Annotated in this window: 11 protein-coding genes and 1 riboswitch; of the genes, 7 read left to right on the top strand and 4 right to left on the bottom strand. The window is 67.8% G+C overall.

Annotated elements, in window-relative coordinates:
* Nucleotides 1–54: 54 nt before the first annotated feature.
* Nucleotides 55–2,181: a methyl-accepting chemotaxis protein gene (locus ACVOJ1_RS13305; RefSeq protein ID WP_346480529.1), complete on the top strand. Its 2,127-nt coding sequence runs from the start codon at nt 55–57 to the stop codon at nt 2,179–2,181.
* Between the two features lie 55 nt (nt 2,182–2,236).
* Here ACVOJ1_RS13305 and ACVOJ1_RS13310 read toward each other — a convergent pair whose 3' ends face one another.
* Nucleotides 2,237–3,028 carry a hypothetical protein gene (locus ACVOJ1_RS13310; RefSeq protein WP_346480530.1) on the bottom strand — a complete coding sequence of 264 codons (792 nt, stop codon included), beginning with the start codon at nt 3,026–3,028 and terminating at the stop codon, nt 2,237–2,239.
* 108 nt (nt 3,029–3,136) lie between these two features.
* Between ACVOJ1_RS13310 and ACVOJ1_RS13315 the strand changes: the two genes are divergently transcribed.
* Entirely contained in the window at nt 3,137–3,928 is a 792-nt protein-coding gene (locus ACVOJ1_RS13315; RefSeq protein ID WP_346480531.1) for a hypothetical protein, read from the top strand.
* 100 nt (nt 3,929–4,028) lie between these two features.
* Here ACVOJ1_RS13315 and ACVOJ1_RS13320 read toward each other — a convergent pair whose 3' ends face one another.
* Nucleotides 4,029–4,475: a hypothetical protein gene (locus tag ACVOJ1_RS13320; protein ID WP_346480532.1), complete on the bottom strand. Its 447-nt coding sequence runs from the start codon at nt 4,473–4,475 to the stop codon at nt 4,029–4,031.
* A 35-nt stretch (nt 4,476–4,510) separates the two neighbouring features.
* The gene (locus tag ACVOJ1_RS13325) at nt 4,511–6,601 is read right to left on the bottom strand and encodes a catalase (RefSeq protein ID WP_065182651.1); all 2,091 of its coding nucleotides are present in this window, start codon (nt 6,599–6,601) and stop codon (nt 4,511–4,513) included.
* A 112-nt stretch (nt 6,602–6,713) separates the two neighbouring features.
* On the opposite strand from ACVOJ1_RS13325, the gene ACVOJ1_RS13330 reads away from it, so the two are divergent.
* The 3 genes from ACVOJ1_RS13330 to ACVOJ1_RS13340 all read left to right on the top strand — a co-directional run bounded on the left by ACVOJ1_RS13330 (nt 6,714) and on the right by ACVOJ1_RS13340 (nt 9,388).
* The gene (locus tag ACVOJ1_RS13330) at nt 6,714–7,424 is read left to right on the top strand and encodes an AraC family transcriptional regulator (RefSeq protein ID WP_053519032.1); all 711 of its coding nucleotides are present in this window, start codon (nt 6,714–6,716) and stop codon (nt 7,422–7,424) included.
* Between the two features lie 82 nt (nt 7,425–7,506).
* On the top strand, nt 7,507–8,877 hold the full coding sequence (locus tag ACVOJ1_RS13335) for an amino acid permease (RefSeq protein WP_346480533.1): 1,371 nt from the start codon (nt 7,507–7,509) through the stop codon (nt 8,875–8,877).
* Between the two features lie 100 nt (nt 8,878–8,977).
* Nucleotides 8,978–9,388, top strand: a complete 411-nt coding sequence (locus ACVOJ1_RS13340) for a VOC family protein (protein WP_053519027.1) — start codon at nt 8,978–8,980, stop codon at nt 9,386–9,388.
* Between the two features lie 83 nt (nt 9,389–9,471).
* On the opposite strand, the gene gcvP is transcribed toward ACVOJ1_RS13340, so the two are convergent.
* Nucleotides 9,472–12,339 (bottom strand): aminomethyl-transferring glycine dehydrogenase, encoded by a 2,868-nt coding sequence (gene gcvP / locus ACVOJ1_RS13345; protein ID WP_065174824.1) that lies wholly within the window; start codon nt 12,337–12,339, stop codon nt 9,472–9,474.
* A gap of 62 nt (nt 12,340–12,401) precedes the next feature.
* Nucleotides 12,402–12,504, bottom strand: a riboswitch (glycine riboswitch).
* Nucleotides 12,505–12,805: 301 nt separating this feature from the next.
* On the opposite strand from gcvP, the gene ACVOJ1_RS13350 reads away from it, so the two are divergent.
* On the top strand, nt 12,806–14,032 hold the full coding sequence (locus tag ACVOJ1_RS13350; RefSeq protein WP_346480534.1) for a multidrug effflux MFS transporter: 1,227 nt from the start codon (nt 12,806–12,808) through the stop codon (nt 14,030–14,032).
* Nucleotides 14,033–14,123: 91 nt separating this feature from the next.
* Nucleotides 14,124–14,516 (top strand): hypothetical protein, encoded by a 393-nt coding sequence (locus ACVOJ1_RS13355; RefSeq protein ID WP_053519021.1) that lies wholly within the window; start codon nt 14,124–14,126, stop codon nt 14,514–14,516.
* Nucleotides 14,517–14,579 lie beyond the last annotated feature (63 nt).

Genomic DNA, 14,579 nt, shown 5'->3' on the forward strand with positions numbered 1-14,579 from the left:
AGATTGCCGGTGGCGCGGCCGATACGGGCGCATCCCCCCGTTTTGGATGTACCCATGGATTACTTGAGGAATGTCAGGGTTGCCTGGCGTCTTGGGCTGGGCTTTGGCCTGTTGCTGCTGCTGGTCGCGGCCGTGGTGGCCACCGGCGCCACCGCCAGTGCCGTGCAGAAGCGCGCGATGCAGCAGGTGGTCGACGTCAGTGTGGCCAAGGTACGCCTGCTGTCGCAGATGCTCGATGCCAACAACCAGATGATGGTAGTGCGTCGCGAAATGCTGATCCGCCAGGGCGAAGACCGCGGCAGCGACGAGAAGCGCATTGCCGACCTGGTCAAGCGCTACGAGGCGGATTGGTCCGCCTATCAGGCACTGCCGGGCGATGCAGAGGGCAAGGCCATCGCTGAAACCATCGCGGCCAAGCGCGCCCTTGCGCGCCCGCTCAACAAGCAGACCAGCGAACTGATGGAGCAGGGCGACTACCCCGCTGCCGTGGCACTGACCCTGGGGCCGGTGCAGGAAGCGGCCAACGGCTGGAACAAGGCGTTGTCCGAGGGAGTCGACTTCGAAGAGAAGGAAAGCCGCGAGGCCGCCGCCGAGGCGATCCGCCTGGGTGAACGCAGTCTGCTGCAGTTGCTGGTGCTGGGAGGCGTGGCCCTGCTGGTCGGCATTGCCGCCTCGGTGATGATCGGTCGCAGCCTGACCGGTCCGCTGGCACGCGCGGTGAACCTGGCCGAGCGCCTGTCCAAGGGCCAGCTGGACCAGGAATTCCGCCTCGGCGGCCGTGACGAGTTGACCCGGCTGGGCGAGGCGATGGCCAGCGTGCGGCAGAGCGTGCAGGCCGCCATCGGGGCGCAGATGCACATGGCCGAGCAGCACGAGGCGGGTGCGATCCGCTACCGCATGGACGCCAGCGCGTTTCCGGGCGATTTCGGGCGCATGGTGCAGGCCACCAACAGCCTGGTGGAATCACACGTGCAGGTGGAACTGCTGATGGCCGAGGTCATGCAGCGCTATGCCATCGGCGACCTCAGCCGCGACCTTCCGGACTATCCCGGCGAGAAGGGTACGCTGACCCGCACCCTGGCCGCAGTGAAACAGAGCCTGCTGGCAGTCAACACCCAGATTGACGACCTGGTCCGCGCGGCGCGCGCCGGAGATTTCAGCGTGCGTGGGGATGCCAGTGCGTTCCAGTATCAGTTCAGGGCGATGGTCGAGCAGCTCAACGGCATGATGGCCAGTTCGCAGGCCAGCATCGCCGACGTCTCCGATGTGCTGCGCGCGGTCTCCGGGGGCGACCTCACTGCGCGCATGGACGGTCACTACGACGGCGTGTTCGCCCGCATGCGCGACGATGCCAACACCACCACGGCCCAGCTGACCGGCATCGTGCGCGGCATCCAGGACGCTGCCGACAGCATCAACAATGCCGCGCAGGAGCTCGCCGCCGGCAACAGCGACCTGTCCCGCCGTACCGAACAGCAGGCCGCCAACCTGGAAGAAGCGGCGGCATCGATGGAAGAACTCACCTCGACCGTCCGCCAGAATGCCGAGCTGGCCCGCCAGGCCGACAGCGAGGCACACGCTGCCGGCGCGGCGGTGCGGGCCACCGAACAGGCAATGGCACAGATGGCATCTGTGATGGGAGAGATCGATCAGTCCTCGGCGCGCATCTCGGAAATCTCCACGGTCATCGATGGCATCGCCTTCCAGACCAACATCCTGGCCTTGAACGCTGCGGTGGAAGCTGCCCGCGCGGGTGAGCAGGGCCGCGGCTTTGCCGTGGTCGCCAGTGAAGTGCGCACGCTGGCGCAGCGTGCGGGCATCGCCGCCAAGGAGATCAAGGAACTCATCGAAGAGGCGGCAGGCAAGGTGCAGAGCGGTCTGGCGGTCACGGTCGAGTCGGAAGCGGCCATTGCCCGCTTGGCACAGGCCAGCGCACGCACCAACCAGCTGATGAGTGACATCGCTGCGGCGAGCAAGGAACAGGCGGCCGGCATCGAACAGGTCAATCAGGTGGTGGTGCAGATGGATCAGGTGACCCAGCAGAATGCCGCACTGGTGGAAGAAGCCACTGCCGCCAGCCGCGCGCTGGAAGAGCAGGCCAATACGCTGACCGCGTCGGTCGCGGTGTTCCATATCGAGCAGAGCGGTGCAGTCCGCACGGTGGCAGCACGCGCGGCCTGACCGTCGGCAGCCGCCTGAAGGCACGGGCCGCCACGTGTTCGCGCGTGGTGGCCGGTCAGTCCTGCATGCGGCGGATGCGGCCGTCCTCGATCTTCCAGATCACGTCCTTACCCGTGGAGACGTACAGCGGCGAGCGGGCCCACAGGCTCCAGAACACATGGATCTCGGTCGGTGTCGGGTCCTGCAGATGGGTGATGAACATCGCCGCACCGGGTGGCGCACGCTTCAGCTGGATGCAGCTGTGGGTGAAGGCGCGGCGGGAGACGATCCGACCGTGGGCGATGTCGAGACGATGCGTGCCGCCCAGCGGAACTACGGCAGGATCGGTGGTGGCGGGCAGCAGGTAGACCGTCCACGCATCGGCGGCCGTACCGGGCGCCGGAAGAACCACGCTGTTGTAGGTCTGCGCGCAGGCGTCGAAGGCGCTGTTCAACGCCAGCGCCCGTGCGGCGGCAGCGCCGGCCTGGTAGGTCGTTGGCGCCGCTGGAACATCCAGAGTCTCGGTTGCGCCGGTCATCCTTCCCTGCGCGTCGGTGGCGGCCCTATACAGGACCACTGCGCCGTCGCCGATCATGCTGACTTCGTAGTGGCTGCCGCGCTGTTCGGTTATCCAGCCCCTTACCCGGGTGTCGCCGCGCATGTCCTGTTCGAGCAGGGCGTCAGTTGCGCGCTCGGCCGCCAGGTCGTGCTCGAACATCTGCCGGCCACGCGCTTCAGCCTGTGCGACGGCCTGCGCGGTACCCACATCGTCCGCTGGCGCGGCGGGAGCCCGCGCATTGCCGGAAACGGCCGGTGACGCGGCGCAGAGCCACGCCAGCAGCCCCAACATGCCAGTCCATCGTTTCATGGCCCTTTCCTCCCCTCTGCGCCCTGCGGCACCGTGGAGTATGCCGCAGGCCGGTGGTCTACCGCGCGCCACCTTTTTCGGCGATGCTCGCTGAAAAGGGGAGCGGGCATGGACAACAGGGAACCGGAAGGGACCTATGGCGATGTGCCGCGGGTGCAGGGCATCGAGGTGACTGCGGCGCCACCGGAGCCGGAAGCAGCGACCGACTGGTCGATGCTGCCGCTGACCCGTGGTGATGATGACTCGGCAGTGATGCAGGCGCTGTCCCGCATGCGCCGTGAGCCGGCACTGCTGTTCACCACCGCCTACCTGCTGGTGTCGCTGCTGGGGCTGTGGTGCAGCTTCTGGTTCTACCGGGGATTCGAGCTGTCGATTCTGGATTACCTGCAGCCCAGCGATTTCCTGGTGGCCGGCATGCGTGACCCGGCCTATGCACTGCTGCTGGCTGCGGGCGTGCTGCTGGTGCTGCTGGTGAGCTGGCCGGAAACGCTGCGGATGCGCAATGCGGCCAAGCTCGAGCAACTGCGCGCACGCAACTGGGCATGGCGGGCGGTGCTCATGCGCTCGGTACTGACCAGCTGGGAGGGCGTAGGTCTGCGGCCGCTGACGGCGATGACCCTGGCCGTGGCCGCGTTCATGGCCATCGGCGCGGCCAACTACGTGCAGGTACGTGGGCAGCAGATCCGCAACGAGGGACGTGGGGAAGTGATCCGCCTGCAGTTGAACGGCGACGCGGGGCCCTTGCCCGGCACCGCGCGCCTGTTGGGCTCCAGCAGCGCATTCCTGTTCGTCTGGTGGCCGCAGCAGCGACGGGCCGAAGCGATTCCGATCGCTGCGGTGCGCAAGCTGCAGGCGGTGGCCGTGGCGGCACCCGCGCCCAAGGGCCGGGCCGGCGATTGACTGAGCCGTGGCGCCGCCGGGTGCTGATGCTGCCCGGCGTGCGCCACGTCACCGTGCAGGGCCGCAGGCATCGTGTGCCCGCTGCGCTGCCGGGTGCATCTCAACCGCCTGCGCGGGTGCGCGCCGCCTTCTTCGCGGCGGTCGAGCGTGCCGCCTTCTTTGCCGCCCGGGTTGCCGCTGCCTTCTTCGCGGCTGCACTGCGCGTGCTGGCGGTGGACTTCTTCGCGGGCGCTTTCTTCGCGGCAGTCTTCTTTGCGGCCTTCTTCGCCGGTGCTTTTCCCGCAGTGCTCTTCGTTGCGGCCTTCTTTGCCGGTGCCTTCTTCGCCGCCTTCTTCGCAGTTTTCTTCGCCGCCTTCTTCGCAGTCTTCTTGGCGCCCTTGCGGGCACTGCCACTGCGCTTGCCTCCGCCATCCTGCTTGTTCACGGTGGCCCACGCGATGCGCTCGGCGGTGCTCTCACTGGCACCACGCTCGCGCTCGCTTTCCTCGATGTGTTCGGCCTGGCGCTTCTGCTTGTCGGTATAGGCGGATTTGTCTCCACGGGGCATGACACGTCTCCTTGCAGGCGATGGGGGTGAGGCCGTCAGGCCAGTTGCCGCAGCTTCGGTTCGCGGGCCCACTGGCGGGTGGCGGCGACGGCGAGGAAAGCGCCGGCATCGCCCGCGTCGACGATGCCTGCATCCTTGCCCACGCGCGCCGCCTTGAGCAGCACCCGGCCTCCTTCATCGCTGCCGATGGCCTTCAGGTGTGCCCACGCGGTGCTGGCAAATTCCAGCCCCGCACTGTCGCTGGACAGCCGCTTGCCGGCCTCCTCGCTGAGCACGATCGCGACCGCATCGAACACCGCCGATGGAGTCCCCGCCAGTTGCCCGTCGGCCGCTTGCAGCTTGCCGTTGCTCAGGGTGGCGCCGCCCACCTTGGGAGCCACCAGCTTCACCGCCGCGCCGGCCTTCTCGGCGGCCTTGCGCAGGCTGCTGATGACACCGGCATCGGAGCCTTCATCAAACAGGATGCCGATGCAGCGCCCTTGCAGGGTGGGTTTGTTGCGGCCAATCACGCGGACTTCCGGTGCGGGGGGCATGTCCTGTGCCGGCGTAGCAGTGGGCGCCGGGTCGGGCAGGGCGGGCAGCGCCAGTCCCTCTGCCACCCGCTGCGCGAGGGTTTCGTCGATGTTGCGCAGGTGGCTGACGGTACGCACCCGCACCTTCAGCGTTTCCACCTTGGACAGCTCGAACACCAGCGCCGAGGCCAGATGGGCCTGCTCGGGTGCTTCCAGGCTGCGGAAGAACATCCGTGCCTGGCTGTAATGGTCGGCGAAGCTCTCGGCACGCGTGCGCCCCTTGCGGCCATCATCCGCGCTGGCATGGCTGCGGAATCCGGCCGGTGTCTCGCGCGGGCTGTCGTCCTCCAGCGAACTGGGGTCGTAGGCCACGCGGCCCTTGGGCACCTGCATCTGCATATGCCCATCGCGCTGGTGGTTGGCAAACGGGCACTTTGGCGCATTCACCGGGATCTGGTGGAAGTTGGGCCCGCCCAGGCGGATCAGCTGGGTATCCAGGTAGGAGAACAACCGGCCCTGCAGCAGCGGGTCGTTGCTGAAGTCGATGCCGGGCGGCACGTTGGCCGGGCAGAAGGCCACCTGCTCGGTTTCGGCGAAGAAGTTGTCCGGCCAGCGATCCAGCACCATGCGCCCGATCACCTTCAGCGGCACCAGCGATTCGGGAATGATCTTGGTCGGGTCCAGGTGATCGAACGGAAATGCGTCAGCCTCCTCTTCCGTGAACAGCTGCACGGCCAGTTCCCATTCGGGGAAGTCGCCACGCTCGATCGCCTCGAACAGGTCGCGCCGATGGAAATCGTTGTCCGCGGCCTGCAGCTTCAACGCCTCGTCCCACACCGTGGACTGGATGCCCAGCTTCGGCCGCCAGTGGAATTTGACGAAGGTGGAGTCGCCGGCCTCGTTCAACAGGCGGAAGCTGTGCACGCCGAAGCCTTCGATCATGCGCAGCGAGCGTGGAATGGCGCGGTCGCTCATCGCCCACATGATCATGTGCATCGATTCGGGCATCAACGAAATGAAGTCCCAGAACGTGTCGTGCGCGCTCGCTGCCTGCGGGAACGCGCGGTCCGGTTCCATCTTCACCGCATGCACCAGGTCGGGAAACTTCATTGCGTCCTGGATGAAGAACACCGGGATGTTGTTGCCCACCAGGTCCCAGTTGCCTTCAGGGGTGTAGAACTTCACCGCGAAACCCCGCACGTCGCGGGGGGTGTCGACCGACCCGGCACCGCCGGCCACCGTGGAAAAGCGGGTGAACACCGGCGTCTTCTTTCCGACTTCGCCAAGGATGCGCGCACGGGTGTACTTGGCCAGCGAGTGAGTGAGTTCGAAATAGCCATGGGCGGCGCTGCCGCGGGCATGCACGATGCGCTCCGGGATGCGCTCATGGTCGAAGTGGGTGATCTTCTCGCGGAGGATGAAGTCCTCCAGCAGGGTGGGGCCTCGTGGGCCCTGGCGCAGCGAGTTCTGGTTGTCGGCGACGGGGATGCCCTGGGCCGTGGTCATCGGGGGGTGCGTGCCGCCGGCGTGCAGGTGCAGTTCGTCGCCGTCGCCACGGCGATGGTCGGGGGAGGGGGCGGGTGCGCGCTTGCCGGAGGGCTTGCTGGCGGCCATGGGTCCAGGTCCTGTAGCGGGAAGTCAACCTCTACCCTCGCGCGCCAGACGTTAAGCCCCGGTCCCGCGCAGGTGATCGCGCGGACAAGGGCGCCTCGGCTATGCTTGGCGCATGCGAGTCGAGCCCGCCGACATCGAAGCCCTGTTCGACGCCATCCCGGACGTGCTGTTCTTCATCAAGGACCGCCAGGGCCGTTACACCCACGTCAACCAGACCATGCTGCGGCGGCTGGGCCTGCGCGCGCGCAAGGACGTGATCGGGCGTACCGCGGCCGAGATCTACCCGACCGGCCTCAGTGCGGACTATGTCGACCAGGACGCACGCGTGCTGTCCGGCGAGGTGATCGAGAACCTGATGGAGCTGCACCTGTTCGCCAACCGCGAGCCGGGCTGGTGCCTGACCTGCAAGCGGCCGCTGGTGGTCGACGGCAGCATCGAGGGCCTGATCGGCATCTCGCGCGACCTGGGCCAGAAAGATAGCCTGGGCACCCAGTACGAGCAGCTGCGGCTGGCCCTGGCCCATCTCAACGCGCATTACGCCGAGAATGTGCGCATGCAGACATTGCTGGACATCACCGGGTTCTCGCTGTCCAAGCTGGAGCGCAGCTTCCGCAAGGTGTTCCAGATGACCCCGCAGCAGGTGCTGACGCGGCTGCGGATCCAGATGGCCATGCATCTGCTGCATGGCGACGACAGCATCGCCTGCATCGGCCAGGCCTGCGGGTTCAGTGACCAGAGCGCGTTCACCCGCAAGTTCAAGGCCGAAACCGGTTTCTCGCCGCGCGCCTACCGCGCCCGCATCGGCGAGCCGGCGCTGGCCTGAGCGGCCTGCTGCACTGTGCCTATCCCCACAGGCGCGGGACAGGGTAAGGTGACGCCCCTGTAGCCGCCGCCCACTCCTGCCGATGCCCGCCAGCCCCGTTACGCCTGCCTCGCCCTCCCGCCTGGGCCATTCGCTCAAGCCACGCCAGCTGATCATGATGGGGTTGGGCAGCGCCATCGGCGCGGGCCTGTTCCTGGGCTCCGGTGTGGGCGTACAGGCGGCCGGCCCGGCGGTGCTGGTGTCGTACCTGGTGGCCGGCGCACTGGTGATCATCGTGATGAACGCACTGGGCGAAATGGCGGCGGCCAAGCCGACCAGCGGCGCGTTCTCGGTCTATGCCGCCGACGCCATGGGCGCCACGGCAGGGGCGACTGTCGGCTGGCTCTGGTGGGTACAGCTGGTGATCGTGATCGCCGCCGAGGCCGTGGGAGCGGCGGGCCTGCTGGCCACGGTCTGGCCTGCCATTCCGGTGCCGATGGCCGCCCTGGCGTTCATGCTGTTCTTCACCGCGATCAACCTGCTCGGGGTCAGGAATTTCGGTGAGTTCGAGTTCTGGTTCGCCATTCTCAAGGTGGTGGCGATCCTGGCGTTCATCGCCATCGGTTTCGCGCTGCTGATGGGCTGGCTGCCGCGGGTGACCTCTCCGGGACTGAGCAACTTCACCGCACACGGCGGTTTTGCACCGCAGGGCCTGGCCGGTATCGGCGCAGCCCTGCTGGTGGTGGTGTTCGCCTTCGGCGGCACCGAGATCGTGGCCGTTGCCGCGGCCGAGACCGAGGATCCCGAGCGCAGCATCGCCCGCGCCATCCGCACCGTGGCCTGGCGCATCCTGGTGTTCTACATCGGCTCGCTGAGCGTGATCATCGCGGTGGTGCCGTGGACCAGCGACGCGCTGAAGTCGCCGTTCGCCGCGGTGCTGGATGCGGCCCGCATTCCGGGGGCGGGCACGGCCATCACGCTGATCGCAGTGATCGCCCTGCTGTCGGCCCTCAACGCCAACCTCTACGGCGCGTCGCGGATGATGTATTCGCTGGCGCAGCGCCGCGAGGCACCGGCCGTGCTGGGCTGGACCGACCCGCGGCAGGTGCCGGTGATCGCCGTTCTGGCCAGCGTGCTGTTCGGGTTTGCCGCGACGGTGATGGAACTGCTGTTCCCGGACAAGGTGCTGCCGGTACTGCTGAACATCGTCGGCTCGACCTGCCTGCTGGTGTGGACGCTGTCGCTGCTTTCTCAACTGGTGCTGCGCCGCCGTGCGGACCGCCTCGGCTCGCGCCTGCCGTTCCGCATGGCCGGTTTCCCGTGGCTGACCTGCTGCGCCCTGGCGATCCTGGCACTGATCTTCGGCCTGCTGCTGAGCGAGGCGCATACGCGCCTGCAGTTCCTGTCGATGGTGGCCCTGACCGCCACGATCGCGGCCGGCAGTGCCATCGCGCGCCGCATGCGCGAGGCCTGATCCGTACAGCCGAGCGTGGGCTCGGCTCTACAGCGGGCATACATCCCGCGTGCCATCCTGTTCGCGGGGCCGTCATCGGCCCGCTGAACTGGAGCACCCCATGCTGCGCAGTCGTCCGTTCCTGATGTTCACCGGCCAGGCCGAGGCGGCCCTGGCCCTGTACGCCGAGGCGTTCGCCGATTTCCGGCTGCTTGCCCTGCAACGCCATCCCGACGGCGCAGGGGCGGGAGTGCCCGGCCAGGTGCGGCAGGCGACCTTCATGCTCGGCGGCACCAACTATCTGTGCTTCGACAGCCTGGATGTGCACGACTTCACCTTCAGTCCGTCGATCTCGCTGTTCGTCGAGTGCGGTGGCGCCGAACAGTTCGAGCGCGCGGCGCGCGTGCTGGGCGAGGGCGGGCACTGGCTGATGCCGGTGGGCGACTACGATTTCAGCAACCGCTACGGCTGGGTGCAGGACCGGTTCGGTGTGTCCTGGCAGTTGAGCCTGGGGCAGATGCCGGATCCGTGATCGGTCCGGCCGCTGCGCTCGCCGGGCATGGCCCGGCGCTACCGTAAACGAAAACGGCCCGCTTGCGCGGGCCGTTCCGTCAATCACGCTTCGACTTCATCGTCCTTGTAGGCGTCGACCGGGATGCAGGCACACATCACGTTCTTGTCGCCGTAGACGTTGTCGACGCGGGCCACCGGCGGCCAGTACTTCTGCAGCTTCAGGCTGGGCAGCGGGAAGGCGGCCAGCTCGCGCGGGTAGGCGTGGGTCCACTCGCTGGCCGTCACCGCGGTGGCGGTGTGCGGCGCGTTCTTCAGCGGATTGTCCTCGCGGTCCAGGCGACCATCCTCGATCGCACGGATTTCCTCGCGGATCTGGATCATGGCGTCGATGAAGCGGTCCAGCTCATGCAGCGACTCGCTTTCGGTGGGCTCGACCATCAGCGTGCCGGCCACCGGGAAGCTCAGCGTCGGCGCGTGGAAGCCGAAGTCGATCAGGCGCTTGGCCACGTCCTCGGCGCCGATGCCGCTGCTCTTCTCCAGCGGGCGCACATCGAGGATGCACTCATGCGCCACCAGGCCGTTGCGGCCGGTGTACAGCGTCCTGAAGTGCGGCGCCAGGCGCTTGGCGATGTAGTTGGCATTGAGCTGCGCGACCTGGGTCGCCTTGCGCAGGCCCTCGCGGCCCATCATCGCGATGTACATCCAGCTGATCGGCAGGATCGAGGCGCTGCCGAAGCTGGCGGCGCTGACCATGCCGACGGGGCCGTTGTCACCCAGCTTGCCCGGCAGGAACGGGGCCAGGTGCGCCTTGACCGCGCACGGGCCGACGCCCGGGCCGCCGCCGCCGTGCGGGATGCAGAAGGTCTTGTGCAGGTTCAGGTGGGAAACGTCCGAACCCCACTTGCCCGGCTTGGCCACGCCGACCAGGGCGTTCATGTTGGCACCGTCGGTGTACACCTGGCCGCCGTGCTTGTGGATGATCTCGCAGATCTCGACCACCTCCTCCTCGAACACGCCGTGCGTGGACGGGTAGGTCATCATGATCGCGGCCAGGCGGTCGCTGTACTTCTCGGCGTTGAGGCGGATATCCTCGACATCGACATTGCCGTTGGCATCGGTCTTGGTGACCACCACCTTCATGCCGCACATCTGTGCCGAGGCCGGGTTGGTACCGTGGGCCGAATCCGGAATCAGGCAGATGTCGCGATGCTCCTCACCACGCGAGCGGTGGTAGGCGCGGATCGCCAGCAGGCCGGCGTACTCGCCCTGTGCACCCGAGTTCGGCTGCAGGCTGACCGCATCGTAGCCGGTGCATTCGACCAGCATCGCTTCCAGCGACTCGATCAGTTCCTTGTAGCCCAGTGCCTGGTCGGCCGGCACCAGCGGATGGATCTGCGAGAACTCCGGCCAGGTCACCGGGATCATCTCGGCGGTGGCGTTGAGCTTCATGGTGCACGAGCCCAGCGGGATCATCGTGCGGTCCATCGCCAGGTCCTTGTCGGCCAGTGAGCGCAGGTAGCGCAGCAGTTCGTGCTCGCTGTGGTGCGTGTTGAACACCGGATGGGTCAGGAACGCGGACTGGCGCAGCAGCCCGGCCGGCAGCGCGTCGGCGGTGCTGGCATCCAGCGCATCCACATCGGCTTGGGCACCGAAGACGGCGGCCAGCGCAACCACATCGGCGCGGGTGGCGGTCTCGTCCAGGCTGATGCCGACCGAGTCGCTGTCGATCGCGCGCAGGTTGTAGCCGGCGGCGCGCGCCTTGGCGTGGATCTCATCGGCGTGCACACCGGTGACGTGCAGGGTGTCGAAGAAGTCGCCAGCAACCTGCACGCCGGCCTTGCGCAGTGCGGCGGCCAGGATCGCGGCCAGGCGGTGGGTGCGGCGGGCGATGCGGGTCAGGCCTTCCGGACCGTGGTAGACGGCGTACATCGAGGCCATCACCGCCAGCAGGACCTGTGCGGTACAGATGTTGGAGGTGGCCTTCTCGCGGCGGATATGCTGCTCGCGGGTCTGCAGGGTCAGGCGGTAGGCCGGGTTGCCCTGCGCATCGATCGAGACGCCGATCAGGCGGCCGGGCATCGAGCGCTTGTAGGCGTCGCGGCAGGCCATGAACGCCGCGTGCGGGCCACCGAAGCCGAACGGCACGCCGAAACGCTGGCTGTTGCCGACCACGATGTCCGCGCCCCATTCGCCCGGTGCGGCGAGCAGGGTCAGCGCCAGCAGATCGGTGGCCACGGCGACCAGGCCGCCGCGTGCATGCACGGCCTCGACCAGTGCCCGGTAGTCGGCCACCTGGCCGAACGTATCCGGGTACTGCAGCAGCACGCCGAAGCTGTCCGCTTCCAGCGCTTCGGCCGGGGTGCCGACGCGCAGCACGATGCCCATGGGCTCGGCGCGGGTGCGCAGCAGCTCCAGGGTCTGCGGGTGCACGGCATCGTGCACGAAGAAGGTGTCCGACTTCGACTTGGCCGAACGCTTGGCCAGGGTCATCGCTTCGGCCGCTGCGGTGGCTTCGTCCAGCAGCGAGGCGTTGGCGATCTCCATGCCGGTCAGGTCGGCGCACAGGGTCTGGAAGTTGATCAGCGCTTCCATGCGGCCCTGCGAGATCTCTGCCTGGTACGGGGTGTAGGCGGTGTACCAGGCCGGGTTTTCCAGGATGTTGCGCAGGATCACGTTCGGCGTGTGGGTGCCGTAGTACCCCTGGCCGATGAAGCTGCGCAGCACGGTGTTCTTGTCGGCGATCGCGCGGATCTTCGCCAGCGCCTCCACTTCGGTGATCGACTCCGGCAGCGCCAGCGCTGCCGGCGACTTGATCTTGGCCGGCACGATGGCATCGGTCATCGCATCCAGCGACGCGTGGCCGACGACGTCGAGCATCTGCGCGATCTCGGCGTCGTTGGGGCCGATATGGCGCTCGACGAACGCACTGTGGTGCTCGAGCTCACGCAGGGAAGGGGTGTTCTGGGACATGGCGAAGGATCCGTCAGGAAAGGGCACACGCACGGGCACAGGCCGCCGGATGGCGGGCTGCGGGGCGCCCCTCTGTCCTTTTGCCTGAGAGTTTGGAAGCGCGGCTGGCCGCAGCTTCGTGCCCCTTCGGCGCCGGATCGAACCGGTCTCTCCAGAGTTGTGTTGCGGGTGGTATCGGGCCTGAGCGATTACGGGCGTTGCGCCTTCGGCAGCGGTGTTCCGCTTCTCCCACCGTGTTGCCCGCCGATTATAGCCGGTTATGGCCTGCTGCCGGGGCCGCCCGGGCAGGGCCGGCGCCTGAATGGCCGATGGCCCGGGGCGTGCGTTTTGTGCGGTGCTGCATGGCATCGGGCGCATTCCCCGCCTATGATGGGCGGATACCCGAATTCATCTGGCGCCGTCCCTGCTGCAGCGGGACCGGCGCCCGCCGTGCGTGCCGCGCATGGCCTTGCCGGACACCGTTCACATGACCGCCGCTGTTGCTCCGTCCACCCGTCGCATGGCCCTGCTGCTCGCGGGCCTGGCCATGTTCGGCCCGTTCTCCATCGACACCATTTTCCCGGCCTTCCCGCAGCTGGCCCAGCGCCTGGCGGTGGATGAGGTGGCCGTCCAGCAGACCATCAGCGTTTACCTGCTGTTCTATGGCCTGATGAGCCTGGCGCACGGGCCGCTGTCCGATGCCTGGGGCCGCAAGCGGGTGATCCTCGGCGGCCTGGTGGTATTTGCCGGGGCCTCGGTCGGCTGCGCGCTGTCCACCGATCTGCCGACCCTGCTGGCGTTCCGCGCGCTGCAGGGCCTGTCGGCGGGCGTGGGCATGATCGTCGGCCGCGCGGTGATCCGTGACCTGTACCACGGCCATGACGCCCAGCGGTTGATGAGCCAGGTCTCGATGCTGTTCGGCATCGCGCCGGCCATCGCCCCGATCATCGGTGGCTGGATTCTGCTCAGCGGTGCCGGCTGGCCGCTGATCTTCTGGTTCCTCGTGGTGTTCTCGCTGCTGCTGCTGGTGGCCACCGCGCGCTTCCTGCCGGAAACGCATCCGCCGGAGGCGCGGGTACCGCTGTCGCCGCGCGCACTGCTGCGTGACTATGTGCGCATCGGCTTCAACCCGCGTTTCCTGCGCCTGGCACTGGCCGGCAGCATCGGCTTCGGCGGCATTTTCCTGTACATCGCGTCCGCGCCGGTGTTCGTGATGCAGCACCTGCATCTGGGCGAAGGCGACTTCGCCTGGCTGTTCATTCCCACCATCGGTGGCATGACGGCCGGCGCGTTCCTGTCCGGGCGCATGGCCGGGCACACCACGCCGACCCGGCAGGTAACCATCGGCTTCTCCCTGTGCGCGCTGTCGACACTGCTCAACGTCGGCTACGTGGTGCTGGCGCCGCAGTTCGCGCTGCCGTGGGCGGTACTGCCCATTTTCCTGGGCGGCATGGGCATGGCGCTGATCTTCCCGATCCTGGCGCTGGCCGTGCTCGACATGTATCCGCACCAGCGCGGCCTGGCCTCGTCGCTGCAGGCCTTCGCGCAGCTGATGGTCAGCACCGTGGTGGCCGGCGTCGTGTCGCCCCTGCTCAGTGCCAGCCCGCTGCATCTGGCGCTGGGCCAGGCCGGCTTCTTCGCCGCCGGGTTTGTGTTCTGGTACTGGGAACACCGCCGTGAGCGCGCAGTGCAGGCCGTGGCCACGGGCCTCTGACCGGCCGCAGGGGCGGTGGCGGGCGACCCGTGAAGCGGCGCAACGGGCGGGGTGCGCTATCCTTGCGCCCCCCCGTAGCGATGCCGCCCCCATGTCCACCACCTCCAAGACCCGTCGCGACCAGCGCCGCCGCCAGGAAGAGAAGGCTGCCAACAAGGCCGCTGCCCAGACTTCGCCGGTGGAGCCGCATGCCGAACTGCGCGATGCGCAGCGCACGCTGCTGGCAGGTGTCGTGCGCCGCGATGGCGAGTGGGTGCTGGGCATGGATGGCCGTATCGCCGGGCATAGCGAGAGCGCCGCGCAGGTGCTGGCGTTGATCATGCAGGCCGGTGAACTGCACGAGCGCAACGGTACGCCGGTGCGTCTGATGTATTCCGACGCGCTGCGTGATGCCGCGCAGGCCGAGGCCAGGGAGAAGGGCCAGACCTTCGAGGAATACAAGGCCGAGCTGGCCGCCGCGATGGCGGCGAAGAAGAACAGCTGACCCGTGTGGGTAGCGCCGGGCCATGCCCGGCGAGCGCAGCGGTGCGATCAAGGACGCCGGGCA

The organism is Stenotrophomonas sp. STEN225, from assembly GCF_056756445.1.

What these genes read in the sequence shown, in the direction of transcription:
- ACVOJ1_RS13325 (WP_065182651.1), bottom strand. Translation starts at nt 6,601, where the DNA reads ATGGCCGCCAGCAAGCCCTCCGGCAAGCGCGCACCCGCCCCCTCCCCC.
- ACVOJ1_RS13330 (WP_053519032.1), top strand. Translation starts at nt 6,714, where the DNA reads ATGCGAGTCGAGCCCGCCGACATCGAAGCCCTGTTCGACGCCATCCCG.
- ACVOJ1_RS13340 (WP_053519027.1), top strand. Translation starts at nt 8,978, where the DNA reads ATGCTGCGCAGTCGTCCGTTCCTGATGTTCACCGGCCAGGCCGAGGCG.
- ACVOJ1_RS13305 (WP_346480529.1), top strand. Translation starts at nt 55, where the DNA reads ATGGATTACTTGAGGAATGTCAGGGTTGCCTGGCGTCTTGGGCTGGGC.
- ACVOJ1_RS13310 (WP_346480530.1), bottom strand. Translation starts at nt 3,028, where the DNA reads ATGAAACGATGGACTGGCATGTTGGGGCTGCTGGCGTGGCTCTGCGCC.
- gcvP (WP_065174824.1), bottom strand. Translation starts at nt 12,339, where the DNA reads ATGTCCCAGAACACCCCTTCCCTGCGTGAGCTCGAGCACCACAGTGCG.
- ACVOJ1_RS13320 (WP_346480532.1), bottom strand. Translation starts at nt 4,475, where the DNA reads ATGCCCCGTGGAGACAAATCCGCCTATACCGACAAGCAGAAGCGCCAG.
- ACVOJ1_RS13335 (WP_346480533.1), top strand. Translation starts at nt 7,507, where the DNA reads ATGCCCGCCAGCCCCGTTACGCCTGCCTCGCCCTCCCGCCTGGGCCAT.
- ACVOJ1_RS13315 (WP_346480531.1), top strand. Translation starts at nt 3,137, where the DNA reads ATGGACAACAGGGAACCGGAAGGGACCTATGGCGATGTGCCGCGGGTG.
- ACVOJ1_RS13355 (WP_053519021.1), top strand. Translation starts at nt 14,124, where the DNA reads ATGTCCACCACCTCCAAGACCCGTCGCGACCAGCGCCGCCGCCAGGAA.
- ACVOJ1_RS13350 (WP_346480534.1), top strand. Translation starts at nt 12,806, where the DNA reads ATGACCGCCGCTGTTGCTCCGTCCACCCGTCGCATGGCCCTGCTGCTC.